The organism is Kitasatospora sp. NPDC058048 (genome assembly GCF_042885555.1).
GTDB classification, from domain to species: Bacteria; Actinomycetota; Actinomycetes; order Streptomycetales; family Streptomycetaceae; genus Kitasatospora; species Kitasatospora lactacystinica.
In genome coordinates, this window is the sequence record NZ_JBHVRT010000010.1 from 149977 (window position 1) to 171602 (window position 21626).

Below are 21626 nucleotides of genomic sequence, written 5' to 3' on the forward strand. Positions count from 1 at the left end.
GCCGGTCGGCGGGCCGGGGCCGGGAGGCCCCGGCGCGCAGGCGCACCCCGTGGGGTGGTCGTCGACCGCCGACGGTCCCCGGCCCGGCGGCCGGGAGGCGCTCCCGCCACCGCCGTACGCGGCACGCTCCTCGACGCCGCCCCGCCCGCGCTCCCGGTGGGTGACAGGGAGCTGAGGACGGCTTCCGGCCGGGCCGGGGAGCGCGGCGCCGGCCGGGCGTGGCCGCTGCGGCCGCGCGGCGACGCGGGCTTCGTGACCGCGGAGACGGCGGTGGCGCTGCCGGCGCTCGTCCTGCTCACGGCGATGCTGATCTGGGGCGTGCTCGCGGCGGCCACGCAGATCCGCTGCGTGGACGCCGCCCGGGTCGGCGCCAGGGCGGCCGCACGCGGGGAGACGGACGCCGCCGAACTCGCCCGCGCGGCGGCACCGGCGGGCTCGCAGGTCCGGGTGGCCCTGGCGGCCGACACGGTGCGGGTCGAGGTGGAGGCGCCGTGCGCGGGGCCGGGAAGGCTCGGCGGGCTGCTCGCCGTCCGGCTCAGTGCGGCGGCCGTGGCGGCGCGGGAGGACGTCCTGGTGGCGGTCACGGCGGGAGGTGGTGGTCCATGGCCGTCCTGACCGGGCTGCGGGAGACGGCGGAGCGGGTGGCACGCGCCCGTGCGGCCCGAGCCGCCGCGGTGGGTGGGCGAGGGCCGGACGCCGGCTCGGCGACGGTCTGGCTGCTCGCCCTGGCGATGCTGGGCACGGCGGTGTTCGCCGGGACGATCGCGGTCGGCTCGGTGGTCGCCTCCCGGCACCGGGCCGAGTCGGCGGCCGACCTCGCGGCCCTCGCCGCGGCGGACCGGCTGCTGCTGGACCGGGACGGCGGCTGCGCCCGGGCCGCCGCGATCGCCGCCGCGCAGGGCGCCGGACTGGTGTCCTGTGCGGTCGACCGGTCGGCGGACGCCGTCGAGGTGGTGGCCGAGGTGGACGTCCGCGGGCTCCCGGCCCGGCTGCCGGTCGGCCCGGCGCGGGCGAGGGCCCGGGCCGGGCCGGTACGGGCCCCGGTCACCGGCTCCGAGGACGTGCCGGACGTCGGGCCGGTCGGGGATCCGAGCGAAGCTCCGGGCGGAGCCCCGAGTGCGGCGGCGGTCTCATGAACGGGCCGGCGCTCCACCGTCCGGTCCCGGGGCCGCCTCCGGCGAGTCCGGCGCCTCCGGACCGGCGCCCGTCTCCGAAGCGTCCGGAGCATCCGGAGCATCCGGAGCATCCGAAGCGTCCGGAGCATCCGGAGTCTCCGGGCCGTCGGGCGCCTCCCGTCCGTCCTGCGTCTCCGCGGCTCCGGCGGCCCCGGCCAGCAGGACGTCCAGGAGCCGGACGGCGGCGGCCTTGTCCAGCGGGTCGTTCCCGTTGCCGCACTTGGGTGACTGGACGCAGGACGGGCAGCCGCGCTCGCACTCGCAGGAGGCGATCGCCGTCCGGGTGGCCGTCAGCCACTGGACCGCCCGCCGGAAGCCCCGTTCGGCGAAGCCGGCCCCGCCCGGGTGGCCGTCGTAGACGAACACGGTCGGCAGGCCGGTGTCCGGGTGCAGCGGAACGGAGACGCCGCCGATGTCCCACCGGTCGCAGGTGGCGAACAGCGGCAGCAGTCCGATCGAGGCGTGCTCGGCGGCGTGGGCGGCGCCGGGCAACTGGTCGGGCGGGATGTCCGCGTCGAGCAGCTGGTCCTCGGTGACGGTCCACCACACCGCGCGGGTGCGCAGCGTGCGGGGCGGCAGGTCGAGTTTGGTCTCGCCCATGATCTCCCCGGTGGAGATCCGCTTGCGGAGGTAGCCGACCACCTGGTTGACCACCTCCACCGAGCCGAAGCTGAGCCGGCCCTCGCCCCATTCCACGGTGGTGTCGGTGTCCAGGACGGAGACGGAGGTGATGTCGCGGGCGGCCGTGGTGTACGGCGGGTCGGCCGGTTCGACCAGGGCCACGGAGTTCTCCAGGTCGAACTCCCGGACCAGGTAGGTGCGGCCCTGGTGGAGGTGGACGGCCCCGGTGTGGACGCTGGTGTGGGCGGCCGCGGCGTCCACGGTGCCGAGCAGGCGGCCGGTGTCGGCCTCGACGATCTGAACCGGACTGCCGCCGCTGCCGCGCAGGTCCACCGCGTCGGCCGCGCGCTCGCGACGGGTCCAGTACCAGGAGCCGTCACTGCGCCGGCGCAGCAGGCCGCGCCGTTCCAGGACCGGGAGCAGCGGCGCGGTGGACGGCCCGAACAGTTCCAGGTCGGCATCGGTGAGCGGGAGTTCGGCTGCCGCCGCGCACAGGTGCGGGGCGAGCACGTGCGGGTTGTCGGGGTCGAGCACGGTGGCCTCGACGGGCGCCGCGAACAGCGCCTCCGGGTGGTGCACCAGGTAGGTGTCCAGCGGGTCGTCCCGGGCGATCAGCACGGCCAGCGCGCCCTGGGCCTCCCGGCCCGCCCGGCCCGCCTGCTGCCAGAGCGAGGCCCGGGTGCCGGGGTAGCCGGCCATCAGGACGGCGTCGAGGCCGGAGATGTCGACGCCCAGTTCGAGAGCGGAGGTGGAGGCGAGGCCGAGCAGTCGGCCGGTGTGCAGATCGCGTTCCAGGGCGCGGCGTTCGTCGGCGAGGTAGCCGCCGCGGTAGGCGGCCACCCGTCCGGCGAGCGGGCGGTCGAGCTGGTCCTGGGCCTGGAGCGCCACGAGCTCGGCGGCACGCCGGGAGCGGACGAAGACGACGGTGCGGATCTCCCGCTCGACCAGGTCGGTCAGCAGGTGCGCGGCCTCGGCGGTCGCGGTGCGGCGCACGGGCGCGCCGTGCTCGCCGACGTTCTCGGTGAGCGGCGGCTCCCAGAGGCCGAAGACCATCGGCCCGCGCGGCGAGGCGTCCTCGGTGACGGCGACGGCGGGCAGGCCGGTCAGCCGCCGGGCGGTCGCGGCCGGGTCGGCGGTGGTGGCGGAGGCCAGCAGGAAGGTGGGTGACGAGCCGTAACGGGCGCAGATGCGACGCAGCCGCCGCAGCACCTGGGCGACGTGCGAGCCGAACACGCCCCGGTAGCTGTGGCATTCGTCGACGACCACGTAACGCAGCGCCTTGAGGAAGGAGGACCAGCGGGCGTGGCCGGGCAGGATGCCCCGGTGGAGCATGTCCGGGTTGGTGAGCACGTAGGAGGCGTACTGGCGGACCCACTCGCGCTCCTCGGCCGGGGTGTCGCCGTCGTACAGGGCGGCGCGGACCCTCGGCGGGGCGAGTTCGGCCGCCCGGCGGCGCTGGTCGGCGGCGAGCGCCTTGGTCGGAGCCAGGTAGAGCGCGGTGGCGCCGCGGCCGTTGCGGGCCTCGGTGCCGTCGAGGAGATCGGTGAGCACCGGTGCCAGATAGCCCAGCGACTTGCCCGAGGCGGTGCCTGTGGCGATCACCACAGTCTGGCCGCTTTTGGCCAGATTCATCGCTTCTGCCTGGTGCGCCCATGGCTGTTCCACCCCGAGGGCGCGTGCCGCGGCCATGACCTCCGGACGGATCGAGTCCGGCCACGGTGAATAACGTGCAGGTCGGGCGGGAAGGTGCTCCGTATGGGTGAGCCGGTCGGACCGCCCCCGGCCGGTGGCCAGGGTCGTGAGCAGTGCCTCGGGCGGGCTGTGTCGGGGCGGCATGGGGACCCAGTGTGTCACCGGCGTGACGGAGAATCGTCGTAAGCCATCGTGCGGGCATGGCCGCAGGTGGTTGAATGTGGCCGTGACGGCCGTATGGCCGTGGGTCGCAGCGCTGAGGCTTGCCACGCGTTGGCTGGGCGCGCCCGGGCTCGCGACCATGCGGTGGCGGCCGTCCGGCCGAGGATCGCACATGACGTAGCAAGGCAAGGTGCTGGAGGTTCCGTGGACCTGTCCCTGTCGACCCGTTCAGTCGGCGATCGTACGGTCGTCGAGGTTGGCGGCGAGATCGATGTGTACACCGCCCCGAAGCTGCGGGAGCAGCTGGTCGAGCTCGTCAACGACGGCAAGTACCACCTCGTCGTCGACATGGAGGGCGTTGACTTCCTCGACTCGACCGGCCTCGGTGTGCTGGTCGGCGGTCTGAAGCGGGTGCGCGCCCACGAGGGCTCGCTGCGCCTCGTCTGCAACCAGGAGCGCATCCTGAAGATCTTCCGCATCACCGGCCTGACCAAGGTCTTCCCGATCCACACCTCGGTGGACGACGCGGTCAACGCGACCGACTGACGCGGCCGGGCCGGCCCGGGTGGCCGGCCCGCTCGTTTCCTCGCGTCCGGGAGCCCGGGCCCGTGCGGCCCGGTGCGTCCTCGGACGCCCCTGGGCCGGTTCCGCCGGCCCGCAGGGGCCGGACCTCCGGCCCCGGTCGGAGCACCCCGAGGGGGAGAGATGGCAACCGTCGAACTTCGATTCAGCGCGCTTCCCGAGCATGTGCGGACGGCCCGACTGGTCGCCGCGGCCGTCGCCAGACGGGCCGGGGTCGACGAGTCGGTGCTCGACGAGGTCCGGCTCGCGGTCGGCGAGGCGTGCTCCCGCGCGGTCGGGCTGCACCAGCGCGGCGGCATCGGCGGCACGGTCCGGGTCGCGCTGACCGATCAGGAGAAGCGTTTCCTCATCGAGGTCGAGGACGAGGCCGGCCCCGCCGCCGTCCCGGCCTCCGGCGCCGCCGAGGGCGGCGACCCGGACGAGGACACCCTGGGCCTCGCCGTGATCACCGGCCTGGTCGAGGACCTGGAGGTCACCAACGGCACGGACGGTGGCCTGATCCGGATGAGCTGGCCGGTCTCGGTCCCCTCCGTCGCGGTCTGAGGCGCCGTCGGCGCCGCTTCCGCACGCCCCCGAGGGCTGGAGTCCGGTTCCCGGGCAGGCGTCGACACGTGGTGATCCCGGCGGTCGGCTGCTCCAGGACGACCGGGTCCGCTCGTCGATCGGGCCTCGTCGCGATGGACGGCGTCCGGGTGGGTTCGCGTCCCGTCACCCGGACGACCGGGCAGGCCGCCGGGACATCGCCAGGCGCCTCGACCTGCGAAGCGTTCCGGGCCGAGCTGCCGGTCAGCCGTCGGCGGGCACCCGGACGAGGAGGTCCGCGTCGGCATGCCCGTAGGCCAGCTGTGCGAGGACGCGCCCTCCCCTGCCGGCGCAGCAGCAGCGGCCGACCTCGCCCGTCGTTCCGCTCGACAGCGATCCCGCTCGACATCGAGCATCGGCACGGGCAGCAGGCAGCAGGCAGCAGGCAGCAGGCAGCGGGCGGCAGGCAGCGGGGGAGGGAAACCGGAAATCGGGGAACGGACACCGGCCGTGTAGGTTCGACGACCGATGACGACCGAAACCGAAAGGCTCCTCCCGGTGAACAAGCGACTGCTGGCCGTACCCGCCCTCGGCGTGCTGCTCGCGTTCGGTGCCGTCGGCTGTGGCGGCGACGACAACAACAGCAAGCAGCTGGAGTCCTGGGCGTCGACCGTCTGCGGCGCCGCCAAGGACCCGATCTCCCAGGCGCAGGCCGCGCTCGCCGACACCGGCCAGGTGAAGACCGGCGAAGTCCCCGCCGACCTCCAGAAGCGGCTCTCCACGGACATCGGGCGGCTGGCCAAGACCAACCAGGACATAGCCGCCGCCATCGACGGTGCCGGGGCGCCCAAGGTGCAGGACGGCGCGACCCTCCAGAAGGACACCGTCGACGAGCTGAAGAAGGCGGCCGACGGCTACGTCGAGGTCCAGAAGAAGCTGGACGCGCTGCCCAACACCGACCAGGCCAAGTTCGCCGACGGGCTGCGCAGCGTGGCCGACCAGGTGCAGCAGCTGGCCTCGCTCTCCACCCAGGCGCAGAGCAAGCTCCAGCGCGGCGATCTCGGCGCGGCGATGGCCAAGCAGGAGGGCTGCAAGCCGTCCCCGACCACCGCCCCGACCGGCGGTGCCACCGGTGGTGCGAGTGCCGGCGCGAGCGGTACCCCGGCCCCGGGCGGTGCGGGAACGACCCCCGCCCCCGGCGCCACCGACACCCCGGGCGCGCCAGCCACCACCCCGGCGCCCGGCGCGACCGACAGTGCGAGTCCGGCCGCTGCCGGTGCGACCACCGCTCCGTCCGCCCCGGCGGGCACCCCGGCGAACCCCGCTCCCAGCGCGAGCTGAGCCCCGGCGGACCGCACGATCCGACGCGCCCGCCCCCGCAACCGGCCCGTCCTCGGCCCGAAACCGGCCCGTCCCCGGCCCGGACCGGGCTGGTGATGGGCGGCGCGTCGGCCGTGACGAAGTCACGCGGGCGGGGGCGCCCTCGTGGAGCCGCCGGCCCTGCCCGCCGCCGGCCCCCGTGACCGCGAGCCGCCTCCGCGAGCCGCTGCGAGCCGCCGCCGGCCGCCGCCGAACGACTCGGCGCCCCCGGCAGGGCGGCGTGCGGTGGCTCCCGGGGGCGTGCGTGGTGGTGCGGGCTTCCGTCCGATGGCCGCGGGGCGCAGCGGCGGCCGCGGGGTGGGCGCCGGGGGACAATGGCGGGGTGATCAGTAGCCCCGTTCTCGACCCGACCCGCCTCGCCAAGTTCCGCGAGGCGCTGCTCGCCGCCTCGTTCACCGCCGATGGGTGCCTGGACCTGCTCGGGCCCACCGGCTATTCGGCGTTGGCCCGCAGCGAGGCGGTCCCGGCACTGCGGGCGACCCGCGGTGGCAGCCCGCTGGAGACGCTGGTGCGGCTGTTCCTGCTCCAGCAGCCGGTCCCGTACCGGGCGGCCGCCGCCGCGCTGCCGGTGGAGGACTGCCTGGCGGACGGCTGGCTGCGCCCCGACGGCGATCTGGTGCGCGCCACCGTCGACGTCCGGCCGTACGCCAACGAGGTGGCCGGGATGCCCAGTTCGGATGCCTGGGTGGTTTCCGACCTGGGCTGCGCGGTGGGCGGCGCGGGCGGCATCGGCTCCGGCGAGACCGCGCACGGGGTGGCCCGCAAGGACCTGGTGCTGGGCGTCGGCGGTGCTTCCACCACGCTGGCGAACATCACCGTGCGCCGTCCCGTCCGGGCCGCGCTGGACCTCGGTTCGGGTTCCGGTGTCCAGGCGCTGCACGCGGCCCGCCACGCCGGGACCGTCACCGCCACGGACCTCAATCCGCGCGCGCTGCGCTTCACCGAGCTGACCCTGGCGCTGTCCGGTTTCGACAACACCGAGGTGTCCACCGGAAGCCTCTTCGAGCCGGTCGGGGAGCGGAAGTTCGACCTGATCGTCTCCAACCCGCCGTTCGTCATCTCGCCGGGCGGCCGGTTCACCTATCGCGACGGCGGCATGGCCGGGGACGACCTGTGCCGCAGCCTGGTCCGCTCGGCCGCCGACCACCTGGAGCCCGGCGGCTACTGCCAGCTGCTCGCCAACTGGCAGCACGTCCAGGGCGAGGACTGGCAGGAGCGGCTGACCGGCTGGGTCGCGGGCACCGGCCTGGACGCCTGGGTCGTCCAGCGCGAGGTCCAGGACGTGGCCCAGTACGCCGAGTTGTGGCTGCGCGACGGCGGTGACCACCGCGGCCCCGGCGGCGACTACCAGGCCCGGTACGGCGAGTGGCTGGACGCCTTCGAGGCGGGCCGGGTCGAGGGCATCGGGATGGGCTGGATCACCCTGCGGGCGAGCGGCGCCGAGCGTCCGACCGTCCGGGTGGAGGAGTGGCCGCACCCGGTGGAGCAGCCGCTGGGCCCGCACATCGAGGCCTGGTTCGACCGGCAGGACTTCCTCCGCTCGCACGACGACGCGGGCCTGCTCGCGGCCCGCTACGTGCTGGCCGACGAGGTGGTCCAGGAGCAGGTCGGCGCGCCGGGTGCGGAGGACCCGGAGCACGTGATCCTGCGTCACAACCGGGGCATGCGGCGCGCCACCAAGGTGGACACCGTGGGTGCCGGGTTCGTCGGGGTTTGCGACGGGACGCTGTCGGCGGGCGAGATCGTGGACGCCATCGCGCAGCTGCTCGGCGAGGACCGGGTGGTCCTGCGGGACCGGGTGCCGGAGTCGCTGCGCCTGCTGACCGAGCAGGGGTTCATCGACCCGGTCCGCTGAGGCCCGACGTTCCACATCCCGACCCGACGCGTCCTGACCCGTCCTGACGCGTCCCGGCCCTCCGTGGCCGGATTCACCCCGCCCGGTTGTGCCGTGCCCGGATTCACCGTGTCCGGACCCCGGCCCTCCGTGACCGCACCCGCCGGGACCTGACCGGTTCACTCGCCCGTACCCCCTGGTTCGTCCGGCCGCCGCCGGGTGGCTGTCTCCCGTTGGCTCTCCGCTGTGAAGCTCTGTCCACAGGCTGTGGACAGAGTTGGGGAGCCGGGGGCCAGGGGTGGACACGACGACGGCGATGGTGGGCGGGTCGGTGCTCGCCCTCTTCGGTGGCGTGCTGCTGCTCTGGTGCGCCGCCGAGGTGGGGTTGCGCCTGCGGGTGCGCCGCCGGGGGGCGTCGGCGGTGGCCACCGTGATGGCCGAGGACGACGTGCACGGCCAGCTGGACAGTGCTCCGCTGCTCTCCTTCTCGGTGCCGCCCTCGGTCGGCGGCGCCGGCGTGTGCGGGATCGCCGGGCTGGTGATCGCCCGTCCGCGGGGGCACACCCCGCTGCGCCGTCCGGACCGCTTCGCGCCCGGAGCCTCGGTGCGGATCTGTTACGACCCGCGACGCCCGAGCAGGGTGGTGCTGGCCGCGGGGGAGGTCGGTCGGGCTGCCGTCGTGGACCTGCTGTGGAGCGTCCTGGGCGCGGGCTGCCTGGCGGCGGGCGCCGGGCTCCTGACCGTGGCCGGCGGCTGAGCCTCGCCCAGCGTTCGCCCCACCCCCGCCCCGCGCCCGCTCCACCCCCACCCCGCTCCGCGAGAACCCGTCGATTTTCCGTTGACAGATCTTGAAATCCGTCATTCCATCCTCCGGAACCTGCCGAAGGCCCCCCTCCGCGGGGCGCGAACCTCCGTCATCGGGTTACCGTTCGAGTGGCGTCGGTGAGCCCGGCAAGTGAAAAAGCGGGATCCGTCCGTTTGACAAGGGTGGCCGGGGTACGGTCACACTCCGCTGGTGGGGGTGTCGTGCCGCGGCAGCCCCGGGGCGGTGGAGGGGTCGGGCGGAGTGCAGCCCGTGCTGCCGGCGCCGACCAGCCACATAAGGACCGGGAGAGAAGAGCGAAGGTGTCCCCGAGCAGCGAGACCGCGCACGGACAGCGACTCGTCATTGTCGAGTCGCCGGCCAAGGCGAAGACGATCAAGGGCTACCTGGGCCCCGGCTACATCGTCGAGGCGAGCGTCGGGCACATCCGCGACCTCCCCAGCACCGCGGCCGAGGTGCCGGACAAGTACACCGGCGAGGTGCGGCGCCTCGGGGTGGACGTCGACCATGACTTCGCGCCCATCTACGTGGTCAACGCGGACAAGAAGTCCCAGGTCAGCAAGTTGAAGTCGCTGCTCGCGGAGTCCGACGAGCTCTTCCTCGCCACCGATGAGGACCGCGAGGGCGAGGCCATCGCGTGGCACCTCCAGCAGGTGCTCAAGCCCAAGGTGCCGGTGCACCGCATGGTGTTCCACGAGATCACCAAGTCGGCGATCCAGGAGGCCGTGGCCAACCCGCGCGAGCTCAACCAGCGCCTGGTCGACGCCCAGGAGACCCGCCGCATCCTCGACCGGCTGTACGGCTTCGAGGTCTCGCCGGTGCTGTGGAAGAAGGTCATGCCGAAGCTGTCGGCGGGCCGTGTGCAGTCCGTCGCGACCCGGCTGGTGGTCGAGCGCGAGCGCGAGCGGATGGCCTTCCGCGCCGCTTCGTACTGGGACCTGGTCGGCACCTTCGGTACCGGCCGCACGCCGGTCGATGCCGCCAACCCGGAGACCTTCGGCGCCCGGCTGGCCTCCGTCGACGGCAAGCGGATCGCCAGCGGCCGCGACTTCGGCCAGGACGGCCGGCTGAAGGCCGCCAGCGCGAACACCCTGCACCTGGACGAGCAGGCGGCCCGTCAGCTGGCCGCCGCCCTGGAGCAGACGGCGTTCGGCGTCCGCAGCGTCGAGTCCAAGCCGTACCGCCGCTCGCCGTACGCGCCGTTCCGCACCACCACGCTCCAGCAGGAGGCCAGCCGCAAGCTGGGCTTCGGTGCCAAGCGGACCATGCAGGTGGCCCAGAAGCTGTACGAGAACGGCTTCATCACCTATATGCGTACCGACTCCACCACGCTGTCGGACACCGCGATCACCGCCGCCCGGGCCCAGGTCACCCAGCTGTACGGCGCCGACTACCTGCCTGACGCCCCGCGCACCTACGCCAGCAAGGTGAAGAACGCGCAGGAGGCGCACGAGGCCGTCCGCCCGTCCGGCGACCGCTTCCGCACCCCCGCCGAGACCGGCCTGACCGGTGACGACTTCAGGCTGTACGAGCTGATCTGGATGCGCACCGTCGCCTCCCAGATGAAGGACGCGGTCGGCCAGTCGGTCACCGTCCGGGTCGGCGGCACCTCCGCCGACGGCCGGGACGTCGAGTTCTCGGCCACCGGCAAGATCATCACCTTCCACGGCTTCCTCAAGGCCTACGTCGAGGGCGCCGACGACCCGAACGCGGAGCTCGACGACCGCGAGCGCCGGCTGCCGCAGGTCGCCCAGGGCGACCCGCTGGCCGCCGAGCGGATCACCCCGGAGGGCCACGCCACCAAGCCGCCGGCCCGCTACACCGAGGCCTCGCTGGTCAAGGAGCTGGAGGACCGGGAGATCGGCCGCCCCTCCACCTACGCGTCGATCATCGACACGATCATCCAGCGCCGGTACGTCTTCAAGAAGGGGACGGCGCTCGTCCCGTCCTTCCTCTCCTTCGCCGTGGTCAACCTGCTGGAGAAGCACTTCGGCCGGCTGGTCGACTACGACTTCACCGCCAGGATGGAGGACGACCTCGACCGGATCGCCGCCGGTGAGGCGCAGTCCGTGCCGTGGCTGAAGCGCTTCTACTTCGGCGAGGGCGAGGGCCACGCCGCGGGCGGCGCCGCCGAGGCCGGCAACGGCGACGGCGACCACCTGGGCGGCCTGAAGGAACTGGTCACCGACCTCGGCGCGATCGACGCCCGGGAGATCAGCTCGTTCAGGGTCAGCGACGACATCACCCTGCGGGTCGGCCGCTACGGCCCGTACGTCGAGCGCGCCTCCACCGTCGAGGGCGAGCCGGGCCAGCGTGCCGACATCCCGGACGAGCTGCCGCCGGACGAGCTCACCGTCGAGCTGGCCGAGGAGCTGCTGGCCAAGCCCAGCGGCGACTTCGAGCTCGGCCCGGACCCGGTCGGCGGCAACATGCTGGTCGCCAAGGACGGCCGCTACGGCCCGTACGTGACCGAGATCCTGCCCGAGGGCACGCCGAAGACCGGCAAGAACGCGGTCAAGCCGCGCACCGCCTCGCTGTTCAAGACGATGTCGCTGGACACCGTCACGCTGGAGGACGCGCTGCGGCTGCTCTCGCTGCCCCGGGTGGTCGGCACCGACGCCGAGGGCGCGGAGATCACCGCGCAGAACGGCCGCTACGGCCCGTACCTCAAGCGCGGCACCGACTCCCGTTCGCTCACCAGCGAGGACCAGCTCTTCACGATCACCCTCGACGAGGCGCTGGCGATCTACGCCCAGCCGAAGCAGCGCGGCCGGGCGGCCGCCGCCCCGCCGCTCAAGGAGCTGGGCAACGACCCGGTCAGCGAGCGCCCGGTGGTGGTCAAGGACGGCCGCTTCGGTCCGTACGTGACCGACGGCGAGACCAACGCCACGCTCCGCAAGGACGACGACGTCGAGACCATCACGCCGGAGCGCGGGTACGAGCTGCTCGCCGAGAAGCGGGCGCGCGGACCGGTGAAGAAGGCGGCGAAGAAGGCCCCGGCGAAGAAGGCCGCGGCCAAGAAGACGACCACCGCCAAGACCGCGGCGACCAAGACCGCGGCCGCGAAGAAGACCGCCGCGAAGAAGACCACCACCACCAAGACGGCGGCGGCGAAGAAGACGGCGGCCAAGAAGACCGCCACGAGCAGGACGGTGGCCGACAAGGCCTCGGCCACCGAAGAAGGCTGATCCGCGGTCCCGCGGCCGGGCCCGCACCCCCGATCCCGGGGGGCGGGCCCGAGGCCCGTCGGGTCTGTGCGGGGTACGTCACAACCCGGTGATGAGCACGATCCGGAAGCGCGTTCGCCACATTCCGGCCAGGCCCAGCCCGCTACGCTGACCGTATGACGAGCGAGGAGCAGCCCACCCCCAGCGCCCCGGCCGCCAGAGCGGGGGTGTCCGACCTGCCCGAGGTCGCGCCCGCCGGGACTCCGGTGGACCGGGCCCGGGCGCTGCTGCGGACACGTGCCTACCGGCGCCTGTGGACCACCCAGCTGATCGGCGGCACCGCCGACCGGCTCGGTCTGCTGGTGCTGCTCGCGCTCACCGTGATCGCCGCCGCCCAGGACGGCCGGTTCGGCAGCCTGCCGCGCAGCCTCGCCTTCGCTCTCGCCGCGGTCCTCGCGGTCCGGGTGCTGGCGACCGGCCTGGTCGGCGTCGCACTGCTCGGCCCGGTGCACCGGCTGGTCACCGGCCGACTGGACCGGCGCTGGACGCTCTTCGGCGCCGACGTGCTGCGCGCCCTGCTGATCGGCCTCGCCCCCTGGTGGAGCGTCTGGCTGGGCTCCGCCGCCGAGCCCTCCGGGGCCGCCACCTACGCCCTGCTCGCCACCGTGTTCGTCACCGGTGCCGCCGAGCGGGTCCGGGGGATCACCAGGACCGCCGCCGTTCCCGGCCTGCTGCCTCCGGCCAACCCGCACCTGCCGGTCGCCGAGCAGCGCCCGGCCGCGGCCAACCTGGAGAGCGTCCGGAGCATCGACCGCTTCACCGGCTGGGTGACCGTGCCGCTCGGCGCGCTCGGCCTGGTGGCCTTCACCCTGCTCAACAACATCGGCGCGGCCCTCGGCTCCGACTGGCTCCGCGCCCACCAGCTCACCTTCGCGGCGCTCGGCGCGGCCGGGCTGTTCGCCGCCGCGGCGGTCCGCGACCACGTCCAGCAGCTGCCCGGCGGCCCGGTGTCCGTCGCCCCGGTCTCGCCGCTCCAGGGCCTGCGCGCCCCGACCGACGCCGCCCCCGGCCCCGCGCTGAGCAAGGGCCGAACCGGCGGCGCCCCGTACTTCACCTTCGCCGTCGCGGCCGGCTACGCCGCGATGGCGGGCGTCGCCGCGCTCGCGCTGCTCACCGCCGCCGAGCACCGCGCCGGGCCGATCGGCTACGGCCTGCTGGTGCTCGCCGCCGCCGGGACGCCCGCCCTGGGCGCCCGGCTCACCCGGGCCACGCTGCCCTCGCTGTCCCGCCGCCGGCTGCTCGCGCTGGCGCTGCTCACCCAGGGCGTCGCACTGATCCTGGCCGGGCTGGTGCTGGACTTCGTGCTGGTCCTGCTGCTCACCGTGCTGGCCGGGCTGGCCGCCGGGATCGTGATCTCGGCCGGACGCACCTTGCTCGCCCAGGAGGTCGAGGAGGCCCGGCTGCCGAAGGTCACCGAGCACCTGTTCGCGGTGCTCCGGACCGTGGTCGCCGCCGCGCTGGTCGTCGTCCCGCTGATCGCCGCCGCCTACGGGGACGTCGAGTACGGCACCGTCGAGCCCGGCTCCTTCACCTTCATCCACGGCGGCGCGGCCCTGGCCGTCGCCACCTCCGGGCTGCTCACGCTGGTGCTCGCCGCGGTCGTGCTGCTGCGCACCGACGACCGGCGCGGAACCGCGCCGTTCGTCCGGGACCTGATGGACTCGGTGCGCGGCCCGGGCGGCCCGGCGCCGCGCCTCGGCGCGGGCACCGGCTTCTTCATCGCCCTGGAGGGCGGCGACGGCGCCGGCAAGTCCACCCAGGCCCAGGCGCTCGCCGAGTGGATCCGCGGCAAGGGGCACGAGGTCGTGCTCACCCGCGAGCCCGGCGGCAGCCCGGTCGGCCAGCGGCTGCGCGGCCTCGTCCTGGACGTCGGCAACACCGGCCTGTCGCACCGCGCCGAGGCGCTGATCTACGCCGCCGACCGCGCCGAGCACGTCGAGAACGTCATCCGGCCGGCCCTCGCCCGCGGCGCCGTGGTGATCACCGACCGGTACATGGACTCCTCCATCGCCTACCAGGGCGCCGGTCGCGACCTGGCCGCGACCGAGGTCGCCCGGATCTCCCGCTGGGCCACCGGCGGGCTGCTGCCCGACCTGACCGTCGTCCTGGACGTCGACCCGACCAAGGCCCGCGAGCGCTTCACCGAGGCGCTGGACCGGCTGGAGTCCGAGCCCACCGAGTTCCACCTGCGGGTCCGGGCCGGTTTCCTCGCCCTCGCCGCCGCCGACCCGGCGCGCTACCTGGTCGTGGACGGCAGCCAGGCCCCCGGCTTCGTCACCACCGCCATCCGGCACCGGCTCGACCGCGAGCTGCCGCTCTCCGAGCAGGAGAAGGCCGCCCGCGCCGAGCAGGAGCGGCTGGCCAAGGAGGAGGCCGAGCGCCGCGCCGCCGAGGAGGCCCGCAAGAAGGCCGAGGAGGAGGCCGCCGAGCGCAAGCGGCAGGAGGTGCTGGCGCAGCTGCGGGCCGAGCAGGCGGAGAAGGAGCGGCTGGCCAAGGAGGAGGCCGAGCGGGCCGCCGCCGAGGCCCGGCGCAAGGCCGAGGAGGAAGCGCGCCGCAGGGCCGAGGAGGACGCAGCGCGTCGCGCCGAGCAGGAGGCCGAGCGGCGCAGGGCCGAGGAGGCCCGGCTGGCCGCCGAGGCCGCCGAGCGCAAGCGGATCGCCGACGAGGCGGCCGCCCAGGCCGAGCTCCAGCGGCAGCGCGAGCTGGCCCGCGAGGAGCAGCGCCGCCGGGCGGAGGAGGCGCTCCAGCGGGCCGAGGAGGCGCGGCTGGCGCAGGCCGCCGCGCTCGCGGCCGCGGCTGCGGCGGCGGAGTCCGCGGAGGGCCGGGCCGAGGCGCGGCCGGGTTCGGGTTCGGCGTCCGACACGGCGTCGGGTCCTGGCTCGGCCTCGGGTTCGGGTTCGGTGGCCGGGGAGTCGGCCGCGGAGACGACCACGGAGCTGCGGGCGGTCCGGGACATTCCGAAGGGTGTCCCGCAGGACACCCCGCAGGACGCGGCGCAGCCGGCGGCGCAGGCTCCGGTGGGCGGACTCGGGGACGAGGCGACGCGCGAGCTCTCGCTGCGGGACCGGCAGGCGGCCGTCCGGGCTGCCGAGGCCGCCGAGGCGCGCAAGGCCGCGGAGGCCGCCGAGGCGCGCCGGGCGGCCGGCGGAACCGCCGGTGCGGTCGACGAGACCGCCAAGCTGCCGGTGGTGCCGGCCTCGGCGGTGGACGAGACGGCCGTGCTGCCGAGGGTCCCGGCGGAGGCCGACCGGACCGAGGTGCTGCCGCGGATCGAGCCGGGCCGTACCGAGGAGCGTGCCGAAGGCCGTACCGGAGGCCGCACCGAGGGCCGGCCGGCGCAGGGGCCGCGGCGCGCGGAGCCGGTGGACAGCACCCGCGAGCTGCCGGTGGTCGACGCCGGGCCGACGGCCGAGCGGTCGCAGCCCGGTGCCGAGCGGCCGAGGCCGGAGTGGGCCGAGGAGACGCCGCTGGACGACCTGCCGAGCCTCACCGACACCCTGCTGGGCTCGCACGACGAGTGGTCGCGCTGGGAGCACGGCGGTCAGGGCCAGGGCGCTCCGTACGGCGGCCCGCAGGGCGGCGCGGAGCGGCCCGAGGGCCGCGGGGACGCACAGGACAAGGGCGACGGCACGGGCGACGGCAAGGGCGACGGCAAGGGCAAGGGCCGTCGCTGGGGCCGCCGGGGCTGACCGGACACGTCTGGGCGGCGCCGTCGGGGCAGGTCCCCGGCGGCGCCGCCGCGTTCCGCAGGGCCGCCTCCTCGCCCCGCCGTGACCCGGACGGAGCAGTGGGTGTCGGAGCGGAGACGTATGCTCGACGGCGGGGAAGAGGCGCCACGAGCGCTGCCGTACTGAGCTTGGGAGCAGCAGTGGCCGTCTGGGACGACCTGGTGGGCCAGGAGCGGGTGGTCGAGCAGCTGACCGCCGCCGCCCGGGCGGCCGGGGCGACGATCGAGGCCGGTCGCGGGACCGCCCCGGTCGAGGGCGCGAACGCCTCCCTCATGACGCACGCGTGGCTGTTCACCGGCCCGCCCGGCGCCGGGCAGGTCACCGCCGCGCGCGCCTTCGCCGCCGCCCTCCAGTGCACCAGCCCCGACCTCGCGCTCGGCGGCACGCCCGGCTGCGGGTTCTGCGACGGCTGCCACACCGTGCTGGCCGGCAGCCACGCCGACGTGAAGTACGTCCGTACCGACGGCCTCTCCATCGGCGTCGGCGACATGCGCGACCTGGTCATGCGCGCCTCCAGCTACCCGACCGGCGGCCGTTGGTCGGTGATCCTGGTGGACGCCGCCCACCGGCTCACCGAGGCCGCCGCGAACGCGCTGCTCAAGGGCGTGGAGGAACCCTCCCCGCGCACCGTCTGGCTGCTGTGCGCCCCCTCCGTCCAGGACGTGCTGCCGACCATCCGCTCACGCTGCCGCCTGCTGGTGCTGCGCACCCCCGCGGCCGAGGCGGTCGCCGACACGCTGGTCCGCCGTGACGGCGTCGACCCGGAAACCGCCCGGCTCGCCGCGCTGGCCGGGCAGGGAGACATCGAGTGCTCGCGCCGCCTCGCCGTCGACGAACAGGCCCGCACCCGCCGGACGGAGGTGCTGCGCATCCCGCTGGAGGTGGGAGACATCGGGGGCTGCCTGACCGCCGCCCAGCGCCTGGTCGACACCGCCAAGGCCGACGCCGAGGCTCTCGCCGAGACCCAGGACGCCAAGGAGACGGACGACCTCAAGGCCGCCTACGGCGCCTACGAGGGCGGCAAGGTGCCGCGCGGCATGGCCGGCGCGGTCAAGGAGCTGGAGAAGCGGCAGAAGAGCCGGGCCACCCGCACTCGCCGGGAGACCCTCGGCGTCGCCCTGCTCGACCTGCTCGGCTTCTACCGGGACGTGCTCGCCATCCAGCTCGGCTCCACCGGCGCGCTCGCCAACGAGGACCAGCGGCAGGCGCTGAACCGGGTGGCCCAGGCCGGGCCGGCGGAGAGCACGCTGCGGCGGATCGAGGCGGTGCTGGCCTGCCGTCAGGCGCTGGACCGCAACGTCGACCCGCTGCTCGCGGTCGAGGCGATGACGGTGGCGTTGCGCGCGGGCTGAGCGCGGGCTGAGCGCTGATCGGGGATGGCCGATGGCCGATTGCCGATCGGGGGGCGGGGCGGTCCGGTCCGGGGCCGTCCGGCTCCGGGCCCTCGGGCCGTCCGCCCGGGCGTCGCTCCGGCGGGCGGCGGCTGTACGCCTCCCGGAGCCGGTGCGCCATCCCACCTTCGAGTGAACGAGCGACACTCGCCGGGCACACCGTCGTGTGACTGTCCACCCGTTGTGCACGCTGGGGGCCGACTGCGCCCGCTGCCGGGGCGGTCGCCTTCCGTGCGCGCCGGGTCCGGTTCGGCGCGACCCCCTCCAGAGGTGGTGCGTCCCGTGGTTCGTTCGCTCCTCGTCATCCCCTTGCTGGCCGCCGCCCTCGGCGGTATCTGGCTGGCCCGTGGCGCCCAACACCGCTGGCGCGACCTGCGCGCCGCCGAGACCTACGAGCTGGCCGGCGACCGCTGGCCGATGCTGCTGCGGGCGGCCGGGGCGATGGTCTGCGGGGTGTGCGTCACCGCGCTGACGGTGCTCACCACGCTGGGCGCCTTCGGCGGTCTCGGCCGGGGCACCCAGGAGCCGGACCGGGCGGAGCCGGTCGTGGACGCGGCGGGCTCGGCTCCGGGCACGGACACGGGTGCCGGGACCGGTTCGGGGACGGCCGTCCGGCAGCAGCAGGCGGTGCCGCCCGCGGTCGCCGAGTCGGCCGCCGCCCCCGCCCCCGCCGACGTCGCAGCTGCCGCGGCCCCCGCCGTGGTCAGCCGCTTCGACAGCGTCGGCCACCCCGGCGGGGGCGAGCTGCTCCAGTCCGCCGTACTGGGCCCCGACGGCCACCCCCGCAACATCCGGGTCTGGCTTCCGCCGCAGTACGCCAAGGAGCCGAACGCCCGCTTCCCGGTCATCGTGATGCAGGCCGCCACGCCCCAGAAGACCGCCGACGCCGAGGTCCCGGACGTCTTCGAGGGCATCGGTTCGGCCCTCCAGACCGGCAAGTCCCACCCGTTCATCCTGGTCGCCCCCGAGGCGCCGAACGGCACCGCGCACCCCTGCGAACTGGTCGCCGCCGCCCCGGCCGCCGTCGCCGACGACGCGACGCTGCGCACCACCATCGCGACCTCCTTCCGCACCCTGCCGCCCGGCCCGGCCTCCTGGGGCACCCTCGGCGTCGAGGCCGGCGCGCCCTGCGCGGCCGCCGCCGGGCTCTCCCGGCCCGACCTGTACGGCGCGGCGGCGGCGGTCTCCGGCCGGTACGACGCCACCGCGCTCACCCAGACCGGTGCCGAGGCCCCGGCCGGCAGCGCCGCCAAGCTGCTGCTGGCCGCCGCCAGGGGCGACTCCGCCGGGCTGGACGCGGCCCGCAAGCTCCAGGCCGCTCTGAAGGCCGGCCCCGGAGCGGCGGCCAAGGCCGAGGTGCGGATCTCGGACAACGTGCAGGACTTCACCCCCGACCGGGAGCGGCTGCGGCTGGTCCGCCAGGCGGCGCAGTTCCTGGCCGAGGCGCTGGCCAGGGCGTCCTGAGGGCAGGTCCGGCGGGGCTACGCTGCCCGGTACCCCGGAGTGGGTGCCGGGCAGCGGCGTTTCCTCCGGGGTGCTTCGAGAGTTGTTCCCACTGCGGGTGTTCCTCCGGTGTTCCCCGGTGTTCCCCCGGTGTTCCTTGGGTTCTTCCACGTGCTGGTCGGTTGCGGAGAGGTGGCGGATGAGGGCCTTCGAGCGGGCACAGGCGCGGGCATCGGCGCGGGCATTGGTGCGGGCGCGGGCACGGGTGCTGGCCGCGGCGCTGGTCGTCGTCGGGCTGCTGGCGGGCGGTTGCAGCGCGGATCCGGCCGGGGCACCGGCGGCCCCCTCCCCGGACCCGGCTGCCTCCGGCACGTCCTCGGCCCCGACGGCCGCGAGGGCCGGAGCCACCCCGCTGGAGCCGCTGCCCGCCGCCGTCCCGGCCGCGCTCGCTCCGTACTACGCGCAACGTCCGGTCTGGCAGCCCTGCGACAGCGGGTTCGAGTGCACGACGTTCCGGGTGCCGCTGGACTACGACCACCCGGGGGACGGGGACCTCACCCTCGCGGCCGCCCGGGCCGCGGCGGAACCGGCGGGGCCCGGGAGCGCTTCCTCCGACCCGTCCGCCTCCGCCTCCGCCGCCTCCGCTTCGCAGGACACGAGGCTCGGCTCCCTCCTGCTCAACCCGGGCGGGCCCGGCGGCTCCGCGATCGAGTACCTGGAGGCCGCCGCCCGGACGTACGACCACGGGGTGCGGGCCCGCTACGACCTGGTCGGCCTCGACCCGCGCGGGGTGGGCCGCAGCAGCCCCGTCAGCTGCCTCAGCGGCGACCGGATGGACGCCTACACCGCCGTCGGCCTGGCGCCCGGCGACCAGGGCGGGGTCGACGCGCTGGTCGCGGCCGACAAGGAGTTCGCCGAGGGCTGCCGGACGCGGGCCGGGGCGGCGCTCGGCCACCTCAGCACCGTCGAGGCCGCCCGCGACATGGACGTGCTGCGCGCCCTGCTCGGCGACGAGAAGCTGAACTTCGTCGGCAAGTCCTACGGCACCTTCCTCGGCGCCACCTACGCCGGGCTGTTCCCGAGCCGGGTCGGGCGGCTGGTGCTGGACGGCGCGATGGACCCGGCGCTCGACTCCGTCACCGGCAACCGCACCCAGGCGGGCGGCTTCGAGACCGCCTGGGCCGCCTTCGCGCAGGACTGCGCCAAGCGCGAGGACTGCCCGCTCGGCCGCACCGAGCAGCAGGTCGGCGACCGGCTCACCGCCCTGCTCGGCGGGGTCCGCACCGCCGCGCTGCCCACCACCGACGCCGGCCGTCGGCTCACAGGGTCCCAGGCGACCACCGGTGTCATCCAGGCCATGTACGCCGACTTCCTCTGGCCCAAGCTGCGCGCCGCGCTCACCGAGGCCGAGGCCGGCGACGGCACCGGTCTGCTGAAGCTCTCCGACGACTACTACGGGCGCGAGCCGGACGGCTCGTACCCCAACCTGATGTTCGCCAACACCGCGGTGAACTGCCTCGACCTGCCCGCCCCGTTCCACGGCCCGGAGGACGTCCAGCGGGCGGTACCGGAGTTCGAGCGGGTCTCGCCTCACTTCGGGCGCGACATGGCCTGGATGGCCCTGACCTGCGCCTACTGGCCGGTCCGGGCCACCGGTGCGGCGCACACCGTCCGGGCCGCCGGCGCCGCCCCGATCGTCGTCATCGGCACCACCCGCGACCCGGCCACCCCGTACGCCTGGGCGCAGTCGCTGGCCGGCCAGCTGGAGTCCGGCCGCCTGATCACCTTCGACGGCGACGGCCACACCGCGTACGGCCGGCACAGCACCTGCGTGGACGGCGCGGTGAACCGCTTCCTGCTGACCGGGGAGGCCCCGGAGCAGGGCAAGCGCTGCGAGCGGTAGGGCGGGCCGGGCGCCGGCCGACCGACAGGTGGTTTTCACTTCAACCTATTACCGGTACGACGTACGATGAGCGCCCCCTGCCACCCTCCCCTGCACCGGAGCTCATCGTGCTCGGAGTCAACGACCTGGCGACGTACGTCCTCGGCGCCCTCGTCATCATCCTGCTGCCCGGCCCCAACTCCCTGTACGTCCTGTCCGTCGCGGCCCGCAAGGGCATCCGCACCGGCTACCGGGCCGCGGCCGGCGTCTTCATCGGCGACCTCACCCTGATCAGCCTCACCTCGCTGGGCGCGGCCTCCCTGCTCAAGGCCAACCCGGCCGTCTTCGCCGTGGTCAAGTTCGGCGGCGCCGCCTACCTCCTCTGGATCGGCTACGGCATGCTCCGCGCCGCCCGCCAACTCTGGCGCGAACGCCGCGCCGCGGCCGACCCCACCACCGAGCAGACCCCCGAAAGCACCGAGAACCCCTTCCGCCGCGCCCTGGTGATCAGCCTCCTCAACCCGAAGGCGATCCTCTTCCTGCTCTCTTTCTTCACCCAATTCGTCGACGCCTCCTACGGACAGCCCGCCCTCTCCTTCGCCCTCCTCGGCGGCATCCTCCAGACCTTCAGCTTCCTCTACCTCTCCCTCCTGATCTTCGCGGGCACCACCCTCGCCACCGCCTTCCGCCGCCGCAAGCGCCTCTCCGCCACCCTCACCAGCGGCGTCGCCGTCCTCTTCGCCGGCTTCGCCGCCAAACTCGCCGTCTCCTCCGCCTGACCCCCGCCCCCGGATACCGGGTAACGGATCACCCGCGAACCTGTGTAGACTGGCCCGCGTTGCCGCCACACACGGCGACGGTGCCGCCTTAGCTCAGCTGGCCAGAGCAACGCACTCGTAATGCGTAGGTCGCGGGTTCGAATCCCGCAGGCGGCTCTGTAGAAGCCCCAGGACTCACTCGCCGTGACCTGGGGCTTTTGCCTTTCCCCGATCTGCGGGCAGGCGTCGACGACGCGCCGCAGGATCGCTCGCGTGAGCGATGCGTGAGTCGGGTGTAGATCCCGCCTCGGTTCTTGCTCCTCGGCCCCGGCCTTCCCGGCTCCGCCCCCGGTCCGGACGGCTCGCTTCGGTGCGGATCCGCAACGGCGATCATGCGCCGCATCGT

14 protein-coding genes and 1 tRNA gene are annotated in these 21626 nt (G+C 75.0%); 14 read left to right on the plus strand and 1 reads right to left on the minus strand.

Annotated elements, in window-relative coordinates; all coding sequences use genetic code 11:
* The first annotated feature begins 54 nt into the window (after window positions 1–54).
* Together ACFVVA_RS13760 and ACFVVA_RS13765 are read left to right on the plus strand one after the other, a co-directional pair.
* Window positions 55–615, plus strand: coding sequence for a TadE family type IV pilus minor pilin (locus tag ACFVVA_RS13760; RefSeq protein ID WP_387688973.1), 561 nt, complete (start codon window positions 55–57; stop codon window positions 613–615).
* Window positions 603–1136, plus strand: a complete 534-nt coding sequence (locus tag ACFVVA_RS13765) for an Rv3654c family TadE-like protein (RefSeq protein ID WP_387688975.1) — start codon at window positions 603–605, stop codon at window positions 1134–1136. Before ACFVVA_RS13760 ends, ACFVVA_RS13765 begins: the two co-directional genes overlap by 13 nt.
* Here ACFVVA_RS13765 and ACFVVA_RS13770 read toward each other — a convergent pair.
* The gene (locus ACFVVA_RS13770; protein WP_387688977.1) at window positions 1131–3632 is read right to left on the minus strand and encodes a DEAD/DEAH box helicase; all 2502 of its coding nucleotides are present in this window, start codon (window positions 3630–3632) and stop codon (window positions 1131–1133) included. The genes ACFVVA_RS13765 and ACFVVA_RS13770 overlap by 6 nt on opposite strands.
* Window positions 3633–3854: 222 nt before the next feature.
* Between ACFVVA_RS13770 and bldG the strand changes: the two genes are divergently transcribed.
* The 12 genes from bldG (at window position 3855) to ACFVVA_RS13830 (ending at window position 21397) form a co-directional block, all read left to right on the plus strand.
* The gene (gene bldG, locus ACFVVA_RS13775; protein WP_049659132.1) at window positions 3855–4196 is read left to right on the plus strand and encodes an anti-sigma factor antagonist BldG; all 342 of its coding nucleotides are present in this window, start codon (window positions 3855–3857) and stop codon (window positions 4194–4196) included.
* A 159-nt stretch (window positions 4197–4355) separates the two neighbouring features.
* Complete coding sequence (locus ACFVVA_RS13780) at window positions 4356–4775, plus strand: ATP-binding protein (RefSeq protein ID WP_359902044.1); 420 nt, start codon at window positions 4356–4358, stop codon at window positions 4773–4775.
* A gap of 537 nt (window positions 4776–5312) precedes the next feature.
* Window positions 5313–6095 (plus strand): hypothetical protein, encoded by a 783-nt coding sequence (locus tag ACFVVA_RS13785; protein WP_387688979.1) that lies wholly within the window; start codon window positions 5313–5315, stop codon window positions 6093–6095.
* A gap of 361 nt (window positions 6096–6456) precedes the next feature.
* A complete protein-coding gene (locus ACFVVA_RS13790; protein WP_387688981.1) occupies window positions 6457–7989 on the plus strand; it encodes a methyltransferase in 1533 nt (510 codons plus the stop codon).
* 277 nt (window positions 7990–8266) lie between these two features.
* The gene (locus ACFVVA_RS13795; protein ID WP_387688983.1) at window positions 8267–8725 is read left to right on the plus strand and encodes a DUF3592 domain-containing protein; all 459 of its coding nucleotides are present in this window, start codon (window positions 8267–8269) and stop codon (window positions 8723–8725) included.
* Between the two features lie 368 nt (window positions 8726–9093).
* Window positions 9094–11979: a type I DNA topoisomerase gene (topA, locus tag ACFVVA_RS13800; protein WP_387688985.1), complete on the plus strand. Its 2886-nt coding sequence runs from the start codon at window positions 9094–9096 to the stop codon at window positions 11977–11979.
* A 155-nt stretch (window positions 11980–12134) separates the two neighbouring features.
* Window positions 12135–15707 (plus strand): dTMP kinase, encoded by a 3573-nt coding sequence (tmk, locus tag ACFVVA_RS13805; RefSeq protein WP_387688987.1) that lies wholly within the window; start codon window positions 12135–12137, stop codon window positions 15705–15707.
* 179 nt (window positions 15708–15886) lie between these two features.
* Window positions 15887–17098: a DNA polymerase III subunit delta' gene (locus tag ACFVVA_RS13810; protein WP_387689154.1), complete on the plus strand. Its 1212-nt coding sequence runs from the start codon at window positions 15887–15889 to the stop codon at window positions 17096–17098.
* 321 nt (window positions 17099–17419) lie between these two features.
* Window positions 17420–18601, plus strand: coding sequence for a hypothetical protein (locus ACFVVA_RS13815; RefSeq protein ID WP_387688988.1), 1182 nt, complete (start codon window positions 17420–17422; stop codon window positions 18599–18601).
* A 178-nt stretch (window positions 18602–18779) separates the two neighbouring features.
* The gene (locus ACFVVA_RS13820; protein ID WP_387688990.1) at window positions 18780–20483 is read left to right on the plus strand and encodes an alpha/beta hydrolase; all 1704 of its coding nucleotides are present in this window, start codon (window positions 18780–18782) and stop codon (window positions 20481–20483) included.
* 107 nt (window positions 20484–20590) lie between these two features.
* The gene (leuE, locus tag ACFVVA_RS13825; protein ID WP_387688992.1) at window positions 20591–21241 is read left to right on the plus strand and encodes a leucine efflux protein LeuE; all 651 of its coding nucleotides are present in this window, start codon (window positions 20591–20593) and stop codon (window positions 21239–21241) included.
* Between the two features lie 82 nt (window positions 21242–21323).
* A tRNA-Thr gene (locus ACFVVA_RS13830) sits at window positions 21324–21397 on the plus strand.
* Window positions 21398–21626 lie beyond the last annotated feature (229 nt).